Genomic DNA, 16858 nt, shown 5'->3' on the forward strand with positions numbered 1-16858 from the left:
GCGGGGCCGATCAGGCGGCGACGGCGGACCGGCGTGCCTCGACGAGCTGCAGCAGCCGGGCGTGCAGACGCGTCTCGCCGTTCATCTCCGGATGGAAGCTCGTGCCGAGCAGACCGCCCTGCTCCACCGCCACGACGCCGCCGTCGGGGAGCGAGGCGATCGCCTTCGCCCGTGGGCCCACGCGGGTGATCAGAGGTGCGCGGATGAAGGTCGCGGCGACCTCGCCGTCGATGCCCTGCACGGCGAGCGTCGTCTCGAACGACTCGACCTGCCCGCCGAAGGCGTTGCGCGCGACGGTGACGTCGAGGCCACCGAAGGTCAGCTGGCCGTCGATCGCACCCTGGATCTCGTCCGCGAGCAGGATCAGCCCGGCGCAGGTGCCGTAGACGGGAAGCCCGTCGGCGATCAGCGCGCGCAGAGGCTCGCGCAGCCCGAAGATCCGGGAGAGCTTGTCGATCACGCTCGACTCGCCGCCCGGGATGACGAGCCCGTCCAGGTCGGCCAGCTGCTCGGGGCGGCGGACGAGGACCGCCTCCGCCCCGAGCGCGGTGAGGATCGCCGCGTGCTCGCGCACATCGCCCTGCAGCGCGAGCACTCCGATCCGCACAGGCGATCTCACCAGCCGCGCTCCGCGAGACGGTGCGGTGCGGGCAGGTCGGAGACGTTGATGCCGACCATGGCCTCGCCGAGGCCGCGCGAGACCTGCGCGATCACCGCGGGGTCGTCGTAGGCGGCGGTCGCCTTCACGATCGCCGCGGCGCGGGCGGCCGGGTCACCGGACTTGAAGATCCCGGATCCGACGAACACGCCGTCTGCGCCGAGCTGCATCATCATCGCCGCGTCGGCGGGCGTCGCCACTCCCCCGGCCACGAACATCACGACCGGCAGCGCGCCCTTCTCCGCCACCTCGGCGACGAGCTCGTACGGCGCCTGCAGCTCCTTCGCCGCGACGTACAGCTCGTCCTTCGACAGCGACGTCAGGCGGGCGATCTCGCCGCGGATGGTGCGGATGTGCTTCATCGCCTCGGAGACGTCGCCGGTGCCCGCCTCGCCCTTGGAGCGGATCATGGCCGCGCCCTCGGTGATGCGACGCAGCGCCTCGCCGAGGTTGGTGGCGCCACAGACGAAGGGAACGGTGAAGGCCCACTTGTCGATGTGGTTCACGTAGTCGGCCGGCGAGAGCACCTCGGACTCGTCGATGTAGTCGACGCCGAGCTCCTGCAGCACCTGGGCCTCCACGAAATGCCCGATGCGCGCCTTCGCCATGACCGGGATCGACACCGCCGAGATGATGCCGTCGATCATGTCCGGGTCGCTCATGCGCGACACGCCGCCCTGCGCGCGGATGTCTGCGGGCACCCGCTCCAGGGCCATGACCGCGACGGCGCCGGCGTCCTCGGCGATCTTCGCCTGCTCCGGGGTGACGACGTCCATGATGACGCCGCCCTTGAGCATCTCTGCGAGGCCGCGCTTGACGCGACCGGTGCCGGTGGTGGGCTCGGGTGCAAGTTCTGTCATAGGACAGAGCATACGCTGTCTGCAACGGAGACTCACACTCGGGAGACAGTGGCCGGATCCGCTCGCGGCAGGTGAGAGGATCGAGGAATGCTCACCGTGCTCTCGATCCAGTCCGCCGTCGCGTACGGCCATGTCGGCAACTCCGCGGCGGTCTTCCCCCTCCAGCGCATCGGCGTCGAGGTGCTCCCCGTCTACACCGTGAACTTCTCCAACCACACGGGCTACGGGGCGTGGCGCGGGCCGCTGATCGCACCGGAGGACGTGCGCGAGGTCGTCACCGGCATCGAGGAGCGCGGCGTGCTCGGCGAGATCGACGCCGTGCTCAGCGGCTACCAGGGCGGAGAGGGCATCGGCGACGTCATCATCGACGCCGTGGCGCGTGTGAAGGCCGCCAACCCGAACGCCGTGTACGCGTGCGACCCGGTCATGGGCAACGCGAAGTCCGGCTGCTTCGTGGCGCCCGCGATCCCCGTGCTGCTGCGCGACCGCGTCGTCCCGGTCGCCGACATCATCACCCCCAACCAGTTCGAGCTGGGCTTCCTCACCGGCACCGAGCCCGACACGCTGGAGTCCACCCTGGCCTCCGTCGACGCCGCGCGCGCCATGGGCCCGAACACCGTGCTCGTCACGAGCGTCGAGCGTCCGGATCGGGAGGAGGGCACGATCGAGATGCTCGCCGTCGACGACAAGGGCGCGTGGCTCGTGGCCACGCCGCACCTGCCCATGAAGGCGAACGGATCCGGCGACGTCACCGCGGCGCTGTTCACGGCGCACTACGTCGAGACCGGCGACGCCAAGGTCGCGCTCGAGCGCACCGTGTCCAGCGTGTACGAGCTGCTGCGCCTCACGCTCGATTCCGGCGCGCGCGAACTGCAGCTCATCCCGGCGCAGGAGTTCTACGCGAACCCGCCGCTGCAGTTCACCGCTCGCCAGGTGCGCTGAGCCCCGCGGTGCACGGGCCGCTCAGGCGCGTGCACCGCTCGTGGCAAGGATCAGGCGGGCCAGGCCGCGGCGATGGTGTTGCGCACGTCGCCGAGCAGCTGCGGCAGAGCCTTCGTCTTCGCGATGATCGGGAAGAAGTTGGCATCGCTGTTCCAGCGCGGAACCACGTGCTGGTGCAGGTGCGCATCGACGCCCGCGCCGGCGACGGCGCCCTGGTTCATCCCGATGTTGAAGCCGTCGCAGCGCGACGTGGCCTTCAGCACCCGCATGGCCGTCTGGGTGAGGGCCCCGATCTCGGCGACCTCCTCCGCCGTCGCCTCGTCGTACGTCGCGATGTGGCGGTACGGGCACACGAGCAGATGGCCGGAGTTGTACGGGAACAGGTTCAGCAGCACGTACGCCGTGCGACCGCGCGCCACGATCAGCCGCTCCTCGTCGGGGTGCTTGGGCGCCTCGCAGAACGGGCACTCCTCGCGCAGCGGCTCCGGGCCCGCCTGGATGTAGGTCATCCGGTGCGGCACCCAGAGGCGCTGGAACTCGTCGGGGACGCCGGCCAGATGCGCGGCGTCCTCCAGACGCGCCTCGCCTGCGGCGTCCCCGACGTCGGTCATGCCAGATCGCCCGCCGTCTGGATCAGGGCGTGGCTCTCGACCGCGCGACGCACGCGCTCCACGGCCTCGGCGAGGGGCACGCCGTTCTCCTGCGTTCCGTCGCGGAACCGGAACGAGACCGTGCCCGCGGCCCGGTCCTGCTCCCCCGCGATCAGGATCAGCGGCACCTTGCCGGTGGTGTGGTTGCGGATCTTCTTCTGCATGCGCTCGTCGGAGTGGTCGACGTCGGCACGGATGCCGGCCTCGCGGAACGCCGCGACGGCGTCGTCCAGATACTCGGCGAACTCCTCGGCCACGGGGATCCCCATGACCTGGACCGGCGAGAGCCAGAGCGGGAAGTCGCCCGCGTAGTGCTCGAGCAGGATCGCGAAGAAGCGCTCGATCGAGCCGAACAGGGCGCGGTGGATCATGATCGGGCGCTTCTTCTGCCCGTCCTTGTCCGTGAACTCCAGGTCGAAGCGCTCCGGCAGGTTCGGGTCGACCTGAACCGTGGAGAGCTGCCACACGCGGCCGATCGCGTCGGTCGTCTTGAGGTCGATCTTCGGGCCGTAGAAGGCCGCCTCACCGGGGACCTCGGTCAGCTTGAGCCCGGACGCCAGGGCGACGTTGCGCAGCGCGTTCGTCGAGTACTCCCAGAACTCGTCGGATCCGATCCACTTGTCCTTCTCGTCGTCGCGCATCGAGAGCTCGAGCTCGAAGTCGCTGAGACCGAAGTCGCGGAGCATCGACAGGATGAACTCGAGGACGTTCGTGACCTCCGACTCCAGCTGGTCGGGCGTGACGAACAGGTGCGAGTCGTCCTGGGTGAAGCCGCGCACGCGGGTCAGTCCGTGCAGGGCGCCGGAGAGCTCGTTGCGGTAGACCGTGCCGTTCTCGGCCAGCCGGAGGGGCAGGTCCCGGTAGCTGCGCGCACGCTCCTTGTAGATCAGGATGTGCATCGGGCAGTTCATGGGCTTCAGGTAGTAGTCCTGGCCCTGCTTGGTGATGTGCCCGTCCTCGTCGCGCTCCTCGTCCATGCGGATCGGCGGGAACATGCCGTCGCGGTAGGTGACGAGGTGGTTGGACGTGAGGAACAGATCCTCCTTGGAGATGTGCGGCGTGTACACGTAGTTGTACCCGCCGGCGATGTGCCGACGGCGCGCATGCTGCTCCATCTCCCCGCGGATGATGCCGCCGCGCGGGTGCCACACCGAGAGTCCGGAGCCGATCTCGTCGGGGAACGAGAACAGGTCCAGCTCCTTGCCGAGGCGCCGGTGGTCGCGCTTCGCGGCCTCCTCCAGACGCTGCTGGTAGGCGCGCAGCTCGTCCTTGCTCGGCCAGGCCGTGCCGTAGATGCGCTGCAGCTGCGGGTTCTTCTCGGATCCGCGCCAGTAGGCCGCCGCGATGCGAGTGAGGTCCCAGCCGTTGCCGATCATGCGGGTGTTCGGCAGGTGCGGGCCGCGGCAGAGGTCCTTCCAGACGACCTCCCCGTCCTTGGCGACGTTGTCGTAGATCGTGAGCTCGCCCTCGCCGACCTCGACCGAGGCGCCCTCGGTCTTGTCGGCGCCGGGGCCCTTCAACCCGATGAGCTCGAGCTTGAACGGCTCGTCCGCGAGCTCCGCACGCGCCTCGTCGTCGGTGACCACGCGGCGCACGAAGCGCTGGCCCTCGCGCTGGATCCGCTGCATCTCCTTCGAGATCGCCTTGACGTCCTCCGGGGTGAACGGGGTGTCGACGCCGAAGTCGTAGTAGAAGCCGTCGGTGATGGGCGGACCGATGCCGAGGTTCGCCTGCGGCTTGATCCGCTGCACGGCCTGCGCGAGCACGTGCGCCGTGGAGTGCCGCAGGATGGCGAGGCCCTCGGGGCTGTCGATGGTGATGGGCTGGACGTCGTCGTCCTCATTCACGAGGGCGGCGAGATCCTTCTGCTGCCCGTTGACGAGCATCGCGACGACGGAGCGGTCGCTGTACGGGCCGTTCGCGCCGTACAGGGCGAAACCGTCGCACGGGTAGGACGGCAGTTCAGGGGCGGACACAGGATTCTCAGACAAAGGAAGTTCTCCAGTTTGGCGATGGTCTCGGCTCAGCTTCGGACGCGTCGGCGCCCTGCCCGCTCAGGCCCTGAGAGTTCGCGTGCCGGTGACGGCGACGACGGTCGCGTGCGTCTGCCGGGCGAAGTCCATAGGAGAATCCTACGCCGCCCGGTCCCGCGACCCGACCAGCGAGCCGCCGAGAGCCTCGTCGAGGTGCCTCCATCCGCCGGCCTCGTACACCACGACCAGCAGCACCGGGCCGGCCAGCACGACCAGCAGGCTCGCCCACAGCGGCCATCCGGCCGCGGCCAGGACGATGCCCACGGCCGGCAGCACGCCCGCGAGCAGGTGCAGGGGCAGGCCCCGAGTGCGCCGGCGCACGAGGTACAGGTGCAGCAGCGCGAGCGACAGTACGAACACCATGACCGGGACGGCGATCGCCAGGATGACCGTGACGGTGGAGAGGGCATGCTCGCCGTAGGCGTAGCCGATCAGGTGCAGTCCCGCACCGACCGCGGCGATGCTGGCGAAGACCAGGGCGTGCCCGTACCCCCAGACGAAGGCGCGGTCGCGGTGCGCAGCCAGGACCGCACCGGACGGGAGCATGGTGTAGATCCACCAGAGTGCGAAAGTCATCGCGATGCCCGCGCCGATGACCACGATCGTGTCGACCGTCCACCCCTTGGTCTCGGCGATCTCCTGTGCGGCCGCGAGCGTGCCGATCACCGTCTCGCCGAGGGCGATGATCGCCAGCAGCGAGTAGCGCTCGGCGATGTGATGGGGGTGCCAGGGAGTGCCGCGCTCCTCCCCTTCGCCCTTGCGCTCCGCGACGACAGGCCCGCCCAGCTCGACGAGCCAGCACAGCCCTGCCGCGATGATCGCCGTGCCGAACGGCAGCGGCGCCCAGGCCACGACGACCCAGCCGAGCTGAGCGATCGCGATGAAGACGACGTACGTGAGCGCGTGCCGTCGGAACGCGGGGTCGCGGGCGGCGCGGAGCCATTGGGCCAGCAGCCCGACGCGCATCACGATGTATCCCGACACCATGACACGGTTGTCGAAGACGCCGTGCGACTCGACCGACTCGAACATCTGCGGCAGACCGATCGCGAGCACGATCACGCCGGCCATCTGCACCATCGTGAAGAGCCGGAACAGCCAGTCGTCCGTGTCGAACGCGGACGCGAACCAGGAGAAGTTGATCCACGCCCAGACGACCGCGGCCATCGCGAAGGCGAACGCTCCGACCGCGGCTCCGCCGTGTCCGGCCGCGATGCCGGAGGCGAGCTGCGCTCCCGCCACCCCGAACGATGCGGCGAACACGAGGTCGTACAGGGCCTCGAGGGGCGTCGCCGCGCGGTGCTTCTCGTGCCTGGCCCGGCCGCGCATCGGGCTCAGCCCGTGCCGGTACCTTTCTCCCGCGTTCGTCATGCCGCTCCCCCGTCCCCTCGGATCCGTGCAGCGTCCAACCTAGCGCGGCTGCGGGTCCCGTCTCCTCGCGCCTCCTGCGGTACCGCTTCGCCGCCGCTCGAGGAGGGCGAGGGCCGCCGCGACAGCCTTGATGACGGGGATCTCCCCGAAGCGGTCGTCGTCGGCCCGGATGAGCCGACGGCCCAGGTCTGCGCGGCGTGCGCGCAGCAGCGCGCGGGCCCGCTCGGCATGCAGCGCGTTGGAGACGATCGCGATCTCGTCGGCGTCCTCGAGGAGAGGAATCGTGTTCCGGATGTTCTCCTCGGTCGAACGGCTCTCCGTTTCGAGGAGCAGAGGTCCGGCGTAGCCCCGCTCGGCCGCATAGCGGGCGAGGATCTGCGCCTCCGGCTCGGGGCCGCGCACCGCGCCGCCCGAGAAGATCACCACGTCGTGCTGTGAGCGCAGCGTGCGCAGCCCCGCACGCACTCGGAAGCGGTTCACCGCGTTGGCGCGCGAGGAGCGATTTCCGTACCCGAGGACCAGGACGGTCCGGCGTGCGCCAGGGCGCCCTTCCTCCAGGCCGCGTGTGCTCGCGCGCTGCGACAACAGCTGGCCCCAGACAAGGAACGCGATCCCCACCGAGGCGGGCACGGCCGATACCGCGAGAAGGCGCTTCCGCATGCCTCCAGGTTATGCACGCCCGCCGGCGCCGGTGGGCGGACGGGACGTTCCGGAAACGACGAAACCCCCGGAGGACCGGGGGCTTCTGCTGTGCGCGATACTGGGATCGAACCAGTGACCTCTTCCGTGTCAGGGAAGCGCGCTACCGCTGCGCCAATCGCGCCTGTTCAGGCTATTCAATTGAGAAGAGCGAGGTGGCGACGGGATTCGAACCCGTGTAAACGGCTTTGCAGGCCGGTGCCTAGCCTCTCGGCCACGCCACCATGTGGATTCGAACCCACATGCCGAAGCCCCCGAAGGGGCTCCTGCACTGGAGCGGATGACGAGACTCGAACTCGCGACCCCAACCTTGGCAAGGTTGTGCGCTACCAACTGCGCTACATCCGCGTTTTGTGTTTTCCCCGGTGTCCCGGGCACTTGAAATACATTAGCCGAGGATCCGGCGTGCGCCAAACCGAGGCCCGTTCTCGGGCGTGTCCACGCTCATACCCGGGGGCTTTCCTGCGGCTCGGCACCACCCCAATACACCCACCGCCACCCGTCGGCCCCGAGCGAGAACACCCCGGTCGTCGTGTACGGCACGCGGACCACCCCGCCGCTCTCCGTGACCTCGACGCCGCCGAGGATCTGCGCCCAGGCCACATCCCCGCGGCGCCACACGCGCACCCGCTCGGGCACCCAGACGCGCCCCTGCGCGGCGATCGCCCCGGCGACGGCGATGACCCGCTCGGGACCGTCCATGAGCTCCCCCGCACCCGACCCGGCGACCGTCATGTCGGGGTGACCGAAGATCTCCGCGAAGTCGCTGCCCGGCGTCGACATCGCGGCATAGGTCCGCGCGATCAGAGCGCGGATCGCGTCGGCGGCGTCCGCGTCTGCTTCCATGGCGGTCAGCATAGACCTCGGCCCATGTCGGCGCGCATCGGGCTGCGAACCACGCGGAGGACCGGGCGGCCGAGTGGCCGAGTGGCCGAGTGGCCGAGTGGCCGAGTGGCCGAGTGGCCGAGTGGCAGAATGCCGGGCATGACCCATCACGGCGATGCTCTGCTGAGCATCGGAGACTTCTCGCGCTACGCGCGGATCAGCGTGCGGATGCTGCGTCACTACGACGAGCGCGGGCTTCTCGCACCGGCCGACGTGGACCCGTACACCGGCTACCGCCGATACGCGCCGGAGCAGCTGCGTCTCGCAGGCCGGATCCGATCGCTCCGCGATGCGGGCTGCGGGATCCCCCTGATCGCGGAGCTGCTGCCGCTGTTCCAGGAGTCGCCTGCGACGCTTCACGACCGCCTGGAGGCACACGTCGCGGGACTCGACGAGGCCGCAGAACAGCTCGCCGCGCAGCGGCGACTCGCCCGCTCCCTGATCGCCGGGATCGACGCTGCGCTGCCGGTTGTCGCCGAGCGGACCTTCGCTCCCGCCCGCGTGCTCGCCCTGCAGCGGACGGTGGCCTGCTATCCGGCGGAGGGCGAGCTGTGGTCCGACCTGCGCGACCTTCTCGCATCGCCCGCAGAGGTGGATCCGAGCCTCTTCGGAGACCTGACCGGTGCGACGTACTTCGACGCCGAGTACCGCGACGACGATGTGGAGATGGCCATCTGGCGCGAGTACCGCGGTCCTTTCACCCCGCGACGCGGGTTCGAGATCGTCGACCTCCCTGCCCGCCGGGTCGCCTGGACGACGCACCGCGGCGAGTTCGAGACGATCGGGCGGGCGACGCAGGCGCTCGGCGAGTGGATCGCCCAGCACGGCCGCACGCAGGTCGGGCCGGTCTTCACCGTGTACGTCGTCGGCCCCGGGCGAGTGAGCGATCCGGAGCAGTGGGTGACCGAGGTCAACATCCCGATCGCCTGATCACCGCTCCGAACCTCCGTGTTCGAAACCCGGGTTTGACTCTGCCACTGTGGCAGGTTCCAGCCTTGAGCTGCAGGCGCCGCGAACGGCCGGCGCCGCGGATCGAGAGGATCGGCATGATGGATGCACCCGAGAACACGGTGAACTACTTCGAGATCGGCACGCCCGACCCCGAGACGGCGAAGGCCTTCTACGGCGGACTCTTCGGCTGGCGGTTCGGTGCCGCGGGGCCGTCCGGCTACGGCATGGTGAACGAGACCGACGGCGGACTCTGGGACACCAGCGGGATCGGATCGGGCACCTGGGCGATCTTCTACGTCGAGGTCTCCGACATCCGGGCGAGCATCGACGCCGCGCTCGCCCGCGGTGCCGAGACCGTCCTGCCCCTGGTGGACAACGGCGTCATCCTGTTCGCCCACCTGGCCGATCCCGCGGGCAACCGGTTCGGCGTGTGGCAGCGCAAGGCTGCCTGAGTCCTGACAGTCCCGCTCGCCCCGGCTCAGTCGACCAGGGCGCCCGCCGTGAGGTTGGCGATCGCCCCGGTCATCGATGAGGCCCGGTCGGACGCGGCGAAGGCGAGGTACTCCCCCACCTCCGCGAGCATCGGCAGCCTGCCGAGCGCGGTGGTACCCGTGAGGCCCTGGATCCACTCGTCCATCCCGATGCCGGAGGCGTCGGCGATGCGGCCGAACATCGCGTTCGTGTAGGAGGTCGCGAGGGCGTCGGAGATCGCGTGCGGGCGCACGCAGACGACCCGGATGCCGTCCGGGCCGAGTTCGCCGGCGAGCGCCCGCGAGAAGCCCTCGAGCCCGGCGGACTGGGCCGCGTTGCCGATCAGGCCGCGTCCGGTCAGCCGGGCTCCGGGGGTCGAGATCGTCAAGATCACGCCGGCGCGCTGCGCGACCATGTGGCGCGCGGCGGCCTTCGCCGTGAGGAAGTTCGTCCTCAGGTAGCCGTCGATCGGATGCAGGTAGTCGTCGACCGTGGTCTCCGCGATCGACAGCCCCTGCACGTGATCGAACCCGACCGCGTTCAGCGTGATGTCGATGCGGCCGGCGGCCTCGGCGACCTGATCCGCGTGCCGTTCGACCACGGCGGGATCCGAGGCGTCGACCACCGCGGTCGTGGCCTCGGCCCCCTCGGCGCGCGCAGTGGCGGCCGCCTCCTCCAGCCGGGACATCGTGCGCCCCGCGAGGAACAGCCGGGCGCCTTCCCGTGCGAAGACCCTGGCGGCGGCCGATCCGATCGAACCGCCGCCGCCGTAGATGACCGCGACCTTGTTCTGCAGCAGCATGATGCGCTCTCCTTTGTCGTTGATGCAACTTAAGCATTGCACTTGACGCTCCGAAGAAGCAACCTATGAGTTGCAGAACAGCAAGGTCAGTCAGAGCCCCTCGGCGATCTCCTTGATCCGGGCCAGCCGGTCCTCCCACTCGCGCCCGATCGCGTCGAGCCGTCGCGCCGTCGCGCTGAGCTCGGAGCCGACGACGCGGTAGCGCACCTCCCGCCCGGCGCGCACCGATTCGACCAGCCCGACCTCGGCCAGCACCGACAGGTGCTTCGCGATCGCCTGCCGCGAGACCGGGAAGCGCGCGGCCAGGGCGGACGCCGAAGCGGCTCCCTCTCCGAGGGCGACGAGGATGCTCCATCGCGTCTCGTCGCCGAGCGCCGCGAAGACCGGGACCAGGGCCTGCGTCATCGCTCCTCCTCGATCAGCGCCACGAGCTTGTCGAGCTCGAAGTCCCAGCCTCGACGATGACTCTCGAGGTTCGCGATCGGATCGGACGTGCGCTCGAAGCCCGATTCCACCACGGTGAGCCGCGTCCCCTCGCCCTGCGCCGCGAGAGTGAAGGTGAAGACGGTCGAGGAGGCGTCGTCGACCTGCGCCGGCAGCACGCCGAGCGCATCGTCGTTGTTCCAGCGATAGGTCACCGAGCGCTCCGGTTCGATCGCCTCGACGCGGATCGGTATCGCCCCGTATCCCTCGAAGCTCATCGTGCCGTGCGCCCCCGCGCCGTCGCCGAGCAGGACTGTGCGCCCGAACCACCGCGACAGGAGCTCCGGATCCGTGACCGCGCGCCAGACCTTCGGCACGGGAGCGGCGATGTCGATGCTGCGCGTGACGCGGAACGCGCCTTCGTCGACGACGGATGCGTTCCTGCCGGTCGTGCTCGCCACGGTCGCCTCCTGCGCATCGGGAGGGGCGTCGGACACCCCTACTGCAACTGCGAGGTTACAACACGACAGATCGCGCAGAGGAGGGAGGAATGGTGGGCGATGCCGGACTCGAACCGACGACCTCTTCCGTGTGAAGGAAGCGCGCTACCAACTGCGCCAATCGCCCTGATGGGTTTTGCGTGCCCTGAGGCACAGGTAAAGAGCATACCCGATGCGGGACGATCCCTCCGACCAGGCCGTCCTCCGGGCGTGGCGCGCCTGATTCGCCGAGGACGATGTCGGCGGGCACGGATACCGTCGCCCGCATGGACACCGCAGAGCTGGTCGAGGATCTGGACGAGGCGCAGCGCCGCGCCGTCGAGCACGGCGACGGACCGCTCGTCGTCGCGACAGGCGCGGGGACCGGGAAGACGCGCGTCCTCACCAGCCGGGTGGCCCGGCTCATCGACGCCGGCGTGCCGCCGGAGCGGATCCTGCTGCTGACGTTCACCCGCCGGGCCGCCGCGGCGATGACCTCCCGCGCGGCCGCGATGGTCGGCGACACCGCGCTCGCACAGCGGATCGCCGGAGGGACGTTCCACTCCGTCGCCCACCGCGTGGTCGCGGAGTACTCGCAGCATCTGGGGCTGACCGACGTGACCGTGCTCGCGCCGGACGACATCGTCGACCTGATCGATCTGCTGCGCAGCGAGCACGGGTTGGACGGCACAGACCGGCGGATGCCGACGAGCAGGGCGATCGCCGACATCGCATCCCGCGCGGTGAGCCTGGAGCGCCCCGGACGCGAGGTGATCTCCGAGCAGTTCCCGTGGGCGCTCGGCCACGTCGACCCGATCATGGCGCTTCTGCGCGCCTACGCGCAGCGCAAGCGGTCGCGCGGCCTGCTCGACCTCGACGATCTGCTGGTCGCGTGGCGTTCGCTGGTGCGGGATCCCGACGTGGGCGCGCGCCTCAGGGCGCGCTGGGACTGGGTGCTCGTGGACGAGTACCAGGACGTCAACCGCGTGCAGGCGGACATCGTCCAGGAGCTCTGCCCCGACGGGCGGGGCCTCACCGTCGTCGGCGACGACGCGCAGGCCATCTACGGGTTCCGCGGTGCCGGCGCGGGGCAGCTGCAGGAGGTGCTCGACCGTCTCCCGCATGCCGACCTGATCCGGCTCGAGCGCAACTTCCGCTCGACGCAGCCGATCCTCGACCTCGCCAACGCGACCCGCCCGGAGGAGTTCCCGATCCGGCTGTTCGCGGACCGCGCGGCTCCGGCGGTGCGTCCCGAGCTCGTACGGTGCGAGAACGCGGACGATGAGGCGCGTGCCGTCGCCGATCGCATCCTCGCCGCCCACGCCGACGGCGTTCCGCTGCGGGAGCAGGCGGTGCTGATGCGGACCGGATCCCACAGCGCGCTGCTCGAGATCGAGCTCACCGTGCGCGACGTCCCGTTCAAGAAGTTCGGGGGGATCGGCTACCTCGAGACCGCCCACGTCCGCGATCTGCTCGCGGCGTTCCGCGTCGTGCTCAATCCTCACGACGAGATCGCGTGGTACCGCCTGCTCACGCGCCACCGGGGGCTGGGGAAAGTCAGCGCCCGGCGCCTCGCCGGGGTGCTCGCCGATCAGGGCATCGCCGGCGGCCCCGAGGCGATCGCCGCAGCTCCGGCGACCGCGCGGGTGGGCCTCGCCACGACGCTGTCGCTGCTCGGCGTGGTCGATGGCGACTCCCCGGTCTCCGAGCTCGTCGAGGCGTGCCACGACGCCGTGTCGACGCTCCTCGAGCAGCACTATCCCGACTGGCAGCGGCGGGCGAGCGACGTCACCGCCGTGGCCGAGGCCGCGGGCCGTCGGAGCGATCTGCGGTCGTTCGTCGGCGAGCAGGCGATCGACCCGGTCGCGGCCTCCGGCGACTGGGCCGGGCAGCCGCACCTCGATGAGGACTGGGTGACGCTCTCCACGATCCACTCGGCCAAGGGCCTGGAGTGGTCGGCCGTGCACCTGCTGCGGGCCACCGACGGCGCCATCCCCTCCGACATGGCGCTCACCTCGCGGGCGGGGCTGGAAGAGGAGCGGCGCCTCTTCTACGTCGGTCTCACCCGGGCGCGCGACACCCTGAGCGTCTACGCCCCCGACACCCTGCCCACGCACCCGACCGCGTTCACGGCCCGCCACGTCCAGGCCAAGCCGAGCCGCTTCCTGACCAGCGCAGCGCTCGCGTGCCTCGACGTCGTCGACACGCGCGTTCAGGCTCCCCTCGCCGCAGCGGCCGCACCCCCGAGCCCCCGGGTGCGCATGGACGGCCTCGACGCCCTGTTCGCCTGAGCGCCGAGCCGCACGCCGTCAGGGCAGGATCTGCGCCGCCTGCCGCGCGATCTCGAGCTCCTCGTTCGTCGGCACTACCAGCACCGTCACGCGCGACTCGTCGGTGGAGATCACCCGGATCCCCCGGCCGGCGGCCTCGTTGCGCAGCGGATCGATCTCCACGCCGGCGAAACCCAGCGTCGCCATGGCCTCCCGGCGCACGAGCGCGTTGTTCTCCCCCACGCCGGCCGTGAAGGAGATCACGTCCACGCCGCCGAGCTGGGCGATGTACGCGCCGGCGTAGCTGCGCAGCCGATGGATGTAGACCTCGAACGCGAGCGACGCGGCCTCGTCCCCCGCCGCGGCGCGCGCGAGCACGTCGCGCATGTCTGAGACGCCGGCCAGCCCCTTCAAGCCGCTGCGGGTGTTCAGCAGCTCGTCCAGGTCCGCGACGGTGAGCGACGCACGCCGCGCCAGCGTGAACAGGACCGCAGGATCGATGTCCCCCGAGCGCGTCCCCATGACGAGCCCTTCGAGGGGCGTCATGCCCATCGAGGTCTCGACGGATCGCCCGCCGCGCACGGCCGTGACCGACGCGCCGTTGCCGAGGTGGAAGACGAGCTGACGCAGGTCTTCGCGGTCACCCCCTACGAACGCGGCCGCGGCCGCCGAGACGTACTTGTGCGAGGTGCCGTGGAAGCCGTACCTCCGGATCCGATACGTCTCGGCGAGATCGCGGTCGATCGCGTAGGTGTACGCGGCGGGAGGGAGCGTCTGGTGGAAGGCGGTGTCGAACACGGCCACCTGGGGCACGTCCGGGAACGCGCGCTCCGCGGCTCGGATGCCCTGCAGGGCGCCCGGGTTGTGCAGCGGGGCGAGGGCCGCGAGCTCCTCGATGTCGGCCTCCACTCGCGGGGTGATCACGGTGGGCTCGAAGAACCGCGCCCCTCCGTGCACCACGCGGTGCCCGACCGCCACCGGCGCCGCGTCCTCCAGGGAGGGGCCGTGCTCGGCGAACGCTTCCAGCATCACCTGGAAGCCGGCGGTGTGGTCCGGGATCGGCAGCGTGCGGTCGGTCTCGGCACCCGTCGCGTCGACATGCACCGCACGGCCCTGACCCTGCCCGATCCGCTCGACGAGACCGGATGCGAGCGCGGAGCCGGATCCGGTGTCGACCAGCTGGTACTTGAACGACGAGGATCCGCTGTTGATCACCAGCACCACGCTCATGCGCGATCCCCCTGGGCCTGGATCGCCGTGATCGCGATCGTATTGACGATATCCTCGACGAGCGCGCCGCGGGAGAGGTCGTTGATCGGCTTGTTCAGCCCCTGCAGGACCGGTCCCATGGCGACCGCGCCCGCGGAGCGCTGCACGGCCTTGTACGTGTTGTTGCCCGTGTTCAGATCCGGGAAGACGAACACCGTCGCCCGCCCCGCCACGGACGATCCCGGCAGCTTCGCCCGGGCCACGGCGGCGTCCGCGGCGGCGTCGTACTGGATCGGCCCCTCCACCGGCAACTCCGGGGCGCGCGTGCGCACCAGCGCCGTCGCCGCGCGCACCTTCTCGACCTCGGCGCCGGAGCCGGAGTCGCCGGTCGAGTACGACAGCATCGCCACGCGCGGATCGATGCCGAACGCCTTCGCGGTCGCCGCGGAGGAGATCGCGATGTCGGCGAGCTGCTCGCTCGTCGGATCCGGGATCACGGCGCAATCCCCGTAGACGAGCACGCGGTCGGCGAGCGCCATGAGGAACACCGACGACACCACCGAGACGCCGGGACGCGTCTTGATGATCTCGAACGCGGGACGGATCGTGTGCGCCGTGGTGTGCGCGGCACCCGACACCATGCCGTCGGCGAGGCCGAGGTGCACCATCAGCGTCCCGAAGTACGACACGTCCGTGACCGTGTCGGCGGCCTGCGCGAGCGTCACGCCCTTGTGCGCGCGCAGACGGGCGTACTCGGCCGCGAAGCGCGGCACGAGCTCGGGATCCGTCGGCGACACCACGCGCGCCGCGTCGAGGTCGACGCCCAGCTCCCGCGCCCTCGCGCGCACGGCCGTCTCGTCGCCGAGGATCACGAGGTCGGCGATGCCGCCGCTCAGCACGGCGCCCGCGGCACGGAGCACACGGTCGTCGCCTCCCTCCGGCAGCACGATCGTGCGGCGCTGGGTGCGCGCGCGGTCGAACAGCTCGTACTGGAACATGAGCGGGGTCACGACGTCGGAACGGGCGACGCCCAGCAGCGCGATGAGCGCAGGCACGTCGACGTGCTGCTCGAACAGCGCCAGGGCGCGCCCGACCCGATGCGGCGCGTCGACCGAGAGGCGCCCGGGCGCGTTCATGATCCGCACGGTCGTGTCGTAGGTCCCGTGGTCGGTCGCGATGATCGGCACCCGCGGGCCGAGGCCGTCCAGCAGCCGCTCGATCGGCTCCGGCAGCGCGAAGGGCCCGTTCAGCACGATCGCCGCGATCGAGGGGAACGTGCCCGCCGCCTGCGCGAGCAGCGTCGCCAGCAGCACCTCCTCGCGATCCGCGGGGATCACGACCACCGCCGACTCGATGAGGCGCGGAAGCACGTTCACCATCGACATGCCGGCGATCACCACGTCCAGCACCTCGCGGTCCAGGAGCTCCTCGTCGCCCCGGGCGAGACGGCCGCCGAGCGCCTGCAGCACGCCGCGCACGGACGGCGCGACCAGGGGCGGATCCTCCGGGACGACCCAGACCGGCACCTCTCCGGCGGACTCGTCCCGGCGCTCTCGGAGCACCGCGGAGACCTCCGCTCGGATGTCGTCGGCCTGCCCCGGCTCCGCCCGGTTCACGATGATCGCGGAGAGCACGGCCCGCTCCTGTGCGAGCTCGGCGACGCCGAGGCGGGCCAGCTGCCCGAGCTGCACAGGAGTGCGCGCCGCCGTCGCCCCGAGCCGTTCGCCGTGCCCCGCGGTGTCGCGTCCGCCGAGGACGAGCAGCACCGGCGCACCCAGGTTCGCCGCGATGCGGGCGTTGACCCCGAGCTCCGCGGGTCCCGCGACGTCGGTGTAGTCGCTGCCGAGGATCACCACGGCGTCGCACTGCGCCTCCACCGCGTGGAAGCGCTCCACGATCCTCCCGAGCGCCGCGTCCGGATCCGCGTGCAGCTCGTCGTAGCCGACGCCGATGCAGTCCTGGGCGGGCAGCCCGATCCGCGTGCGCGAGAGCAGCATCTCCAGGACGTCGTCGCGGTCGCGGGAACGGGTGACGGGGCGGAACACCCCGACGCGAGCGGTCGCCCGGCTCAGCGCGTCGATCACGCCCAGCGCGATCAGAGACTTGCCGGAATGGCCTTCGACGGACGTGATGAGGATGCTCTTCGCCACGCGCT

General features: G+C 70.7%; 16 protein-coding genes and 4 tRNA genes. 4 read left to right on the forward strand and 16 right to left on the reverse strand.

Features of this window, described 5'->3' with window-relative positions:
* Positions 1-10: 10 nt before the first annotated feature.
* Both pdxT and pdxS read right to left on the reverse strand, forming a co-directional pair.
* On the reverse strand, positions 11-622 hold the full coding sequence (pdxT, locus tag NFX31_RS08925; protein WP_374700523.1) for a pyridoxal 5'-phosphate synthase glutaminase subunit PdxT: 612 nt from the start codon (positions 620-622) through the stop codon (positions 11-13).
* Positions 616-1518 carry a pyridoxal 5'-phosphate synthase lyase subunit PdxS gene (gene pdxS, locus NFX31_RS08930; RefSeq protein ID WP_091476507.1) on the reverse strand — a complete coding sequence of 301 codons (903 nt, stop codon included), beginning with the start codon at positions 1516-1518 and terminating at the stop codon, positions 616-618. Before pdxS ends, pdxT begins: the two co-directional genes overlap by 7 nt.
* 87 nt (positions 1519-1605) lie before the next feature.
* On the opposite strand from pdxS, the gene pdxY reads away from it, so the two are divergent.
* A complete protein-coding gene (gene pdxY / locus NFX31_RS08935; protein ID WP_045251963.1) occupies positions 1606-2460 on the forward strand; it encodes a pyridoxal kinase PdxY in 855 nt (284 codons plus the stop codon).
* A gap of 50 nt (positions 2461-2510) precedes the next feature.
* Here pdxY and NFX31_RS08940 read toward each other — a convergent pair whose 3' ends face one another.
* The 8 genes from NFX31_RS08940 to NFX31_RS08975 all read right to left on the reverse strand — a co-directional run bounded on the left by NFX31_RS08940 (position 2511) and on the right by NFX31_RS08975 (position 8059).
* Positions 2511-3071 carry an HIT family protein gene (locus tag NFX31_RS08940; RefSeq protein WP_091476509.1) on the reverse strand — a complete coding sequence of 187 codons (561 nt, stop codon included), beginning with the start codon at positions 3069-3071 and terminating at the stop codon, positions 2511-2513.
* Positions 3068-4996: a threonine--tRNA ligase gene (gene thrS / locus NFX31_RS08945; protein ID WP_052674486.1), complete on the reverse strand. Its 1929-nt coding sequence runs from the start codon at positions 4994-4996 to the stop codon at positions 3068-3070. The genes NFX31_RS08940 and thrS overlap by 4 nt, the downstream gene beginning before the upstream one ends.
* 246 nt (positions 4997-5242) lie before the next feature.
* On the reverse strand, positions 5243-6514 hold the full coding sequence (locus tag NFX31_RS08950; protein WP_220387404.1) for a low temperature requirement protein A: 1272 nt from the start codon (positions 6512-6514) through the stop codon (positions 5243-5245).
* Between the two features lie 39 nt (positions 6515-6553).
* A complete protein-coding gene (locus NFX31_RS08955; protein ID WP_262955518.1) occupies positions 6554-7174 on the reverse strand; it encodes a YdcF family protein in 621 nt (206 codons plus the stop codon).
* Between the two features lie 91 nt (positions 7175-7265).
* Positions 7266-7337, reverse strand: a tRNA-Val gene (locus NFX31_RS08960).
* A 29-nt stretch (positions 7338-7366) separates the two neighbouring features.
* Positions 7367-7437, reverse strand: a tRNA-Cys gene (locus tag NFX31_RS08965).
* A 48-nt stretch (positions 7438-7485) separates the two neighbouring features.
* A tRNA-Gly gene (locus NFX31_RS08970) sits at positions 7486-7561 on the reverse strand.
* Positions 7562-7657: 96 nt separating this feature from the next.
* Positions 7658-8059 carry a nuclear transport factor 2 family protein gene (locus NFX31_RS08975; protein ID WP_175491170.1) on the reverse strand — a complete coding sequence of 134 codons (402 nt, stop codon included), beginning with the start codon at positions 8057-8059 and terminating at the stop codon, positions 7658-7660.
* 138 nt (positions 8060-8197) lie between these two features.
* On the opposite strand from NFX31_RS08975, the gene NFX31_RS08980 reads away from it, so the two are divergent.
* On the forward strand, positions 8198-9028 hold the full coding sequence (locus tag NFX31_RS08980) for a MerR family transcriptional regulator (protein WP_262955520.1): 831 nt from the start codon (positions 8198-8200) through the stop codon (positions 9026-9028).
* A gap of 116 nt (positions 9029-9144) precedes the next feature.
* Positions 9145-9501 (forward strand): VOC family protein, encoded by a 357-nt coding sequence (locus tag NFX31_RS08985; RefSeq protein WP_211256074.1) that lies wholly within the window; start codon positions 9145-9147, stop codon positions 9499-9501.
* Positions 9502-9527: 26 nt separating this feature from the next.
* Here the strand turns inward: NFX31_RS08985 and NFX31_RS08990 are convergent, their stop codons facing one another.
* The 4 genes from NFX31_RS08990 to NFX31_RS09005 form a co-directional block, all read right to left on the reverse strand.
* Positions 9528-10322: an SDR family NAD(P)-dependent oxidoreductase gene (locus NFX31_RS08990; protein WP_262955522.1), complete on the reverse strand. Its 795-nt coding sequence runs from the start codon at positions 10320-10322 to the stop codon at positions 9528-9530.
* Positions 10323-10412: 90 nt separating this feature from the next.
* Positions 10413-10727 (reverse strand): ArsR/SmtB family transcription factor, encoded by a 315-nt coding sequence (locus NFX31_RS08995; protein ID WP_262955523.1) that lies wholly within the window; start codon positions 10725-10727, stop codon positions 10413-10415.
* Complete coding sequence (locus NFX31_RS09000; RefSeq protein ID WP_262955524.1) at positions 10724-11206, reverse strand: SRPBCC domain-containing protein; 483 nt, start codon at positions 11204-11206, stop codon at positions 10724-10726. Before NFX31_RS09000 ends, NFX31_RS08995 begins: the two co-directional genes overlap by 4 nt.
* Positions 11207-11296: 90 nt before the next feature.
* Positions 11297-11372: transfer RNA gene (locus tag NFX31_RS09005), tRNA-Val, on the reverse strand.
* A gap of 139 nt (positions 11373-11511) precedes the next feature.
* Between NFX31_RS09005 and NFX31_RS09010 the strand changes: the two genes are divergently transcribed.
* Positions 11512-13515 carry an ATP-dependent helicase gene (locus NFX31_RS09010; RefSeq protein ID WP_175491172.1) on the forward strand — a complete coding sequence of 668 codons (2004 nt, stop codon included), beginning with the start codon at positions 11512-11514 and terminating at the stop codon, positions 13513-13515.
* 18 nt (positions 13516-13533) lie between these two features.
* On the opposite strand, the gene NFX31_RS09015 is transcribed toward NFX31_RS09010, so the two are convergent.
* Both NFX31_RS09015 and pta read right to left on the reverse strand, forming a co-directional pair.
* The gene (locus NFX31_RS09015; RefSeq protein WP_262955525.1) at positions 13534-14724 is read right to left on the reverse strand and encodes an acetate/propionate family kinase; all 1191 of its coding nucleotides are present in this window, start codon (positions 14722-14724) and stop codon (positions 13534-13536) included.
* Positions 14721-16853 carry a phosphate acetyltransferase gene (pta, locus tag NFX31_RS09020; RefSeq protein WP_091476532.1) on the reverse strand — a complete coding sequence of 711 codons (2133 nt, stop codon included), beginning with the start codon at positions 16851-16853 and terminating at the stop codon, positions 14721-14723. Before pta ends, NFX31_RS09015 begins: the two co-directional genes overlap by 4 nt.
* Positions 16854-16858: the final 5 nt, after the last annotated feature.

The sequence above is a fragment of the Microbacterium azadirachtae genome (assembly GCF_025583665.1).
GTDB classification, from domain to species: Bacteria; Actinomycetota; Actinomycetes; order Actinomycetales; family Microbacteriaceae; genus Microbacterium; species Microbacterium azadirachtae.

What these genes read in the sequence shown, in the direction of transcription:
- NFX31_RS08995 (WP_262955523.1), bottom strand. Translation starts at nt 10,727, where the DNA reads ATGACGCAGGCCCTGGTCCCGGTCTTCGCGGCGCTCGGCGACGAGACG.
- NFX31_RS08990 (WP_262955522.1), bottom strand. Translation starts at nt 10,322, where the DNA reads ATGCTGCTGCAGAACAAGGTCGCGGTCATCTACGGCGGCGGCGGTTCG.
- NFX31_RS08985 (WP_211256074.1), top strand. Translation starts at nt 9,145, where the DNA reads ATGATGGATGCACCCGAGAACACGGTGAACTACTTCGAGATCGGCACG.
- NFX31_RS08940 (WP_091476509.1), bottom strand. Translation starts at nt 3,071, where the DNA reads ATGACCGACGTCGGGGACGCCGCAGGCGAGGCGCGTCTGGAGGACGCC.
- pdxS (WP_091476507.1), bottom strand. Translation starts at nt 1,518, where the DNA reads ATGACAGAACTTGCACCCGAGCCCACCACCGGCACCGGTCGCGTCAAG.
- thrS (WP_052674486.1), bottom strand. Translation starts at nt 4,996, where the DNA reads ATGCTCGTCAACGGGCAGCAGAAGGATCTCGCCGCCCTCGTGAATGAG.
- NFX31_RS08975 (WP_175491170.1), bottom strand. Translation starts at nt 8,059, where the DNA reads ATGGAAGCAGACGCGGACGCCGCCGACGCGATCCGCGCTCTGATCGCG.
- NFX31_RS08955 (WP_262955518.1), bottom strand. Translation starts at nt 7,174, where the DNA reads ATGCGGAAGCGCCTTCTCGCGGTATCGGCCGTGCCCGCCTCGGTGGGG.
- NFX31_RS09015 (WP_262955525.1), bottom strand. Translation starts at nt 14,724, where the DNA reads ATGAGCGTGGTGCTGGTGATCAACAGCGGATCCTCGTCGTTCAAGTAC.
- pdxY (WP_045251963.1), top strand. Translation starts at nt 1,606, where the DNA reads ATGCTCACCGTGCTCTCGATCCAGTCCGCCGTCGCGTACGGCCATGTC.
- NFX31_RS08950 (WP_220387404.1), bottom strand. Translation starts at nt 6,514, where the DNA reads ATGACGAACGCGGGAGAAAGGTACCGGCACGGGCTGAGCCCGATGCGC.
- NFX31_RS09010 (WP_175491172.1), top strand. Translation starts at nt 11,512, where the DNA reads ATGGACACCGCAGAGCTGGTCGAGGATCTGGACGAGGCGCAGCGCCGC.
- NFX31_RS08980 (WP_262955520.1), top strand. Translation starts at nt 8,198, where the DNA reads ATGACCCATCACGGCGATGCTCTGCTGAGCATCGGAGACTTCTCGCGC.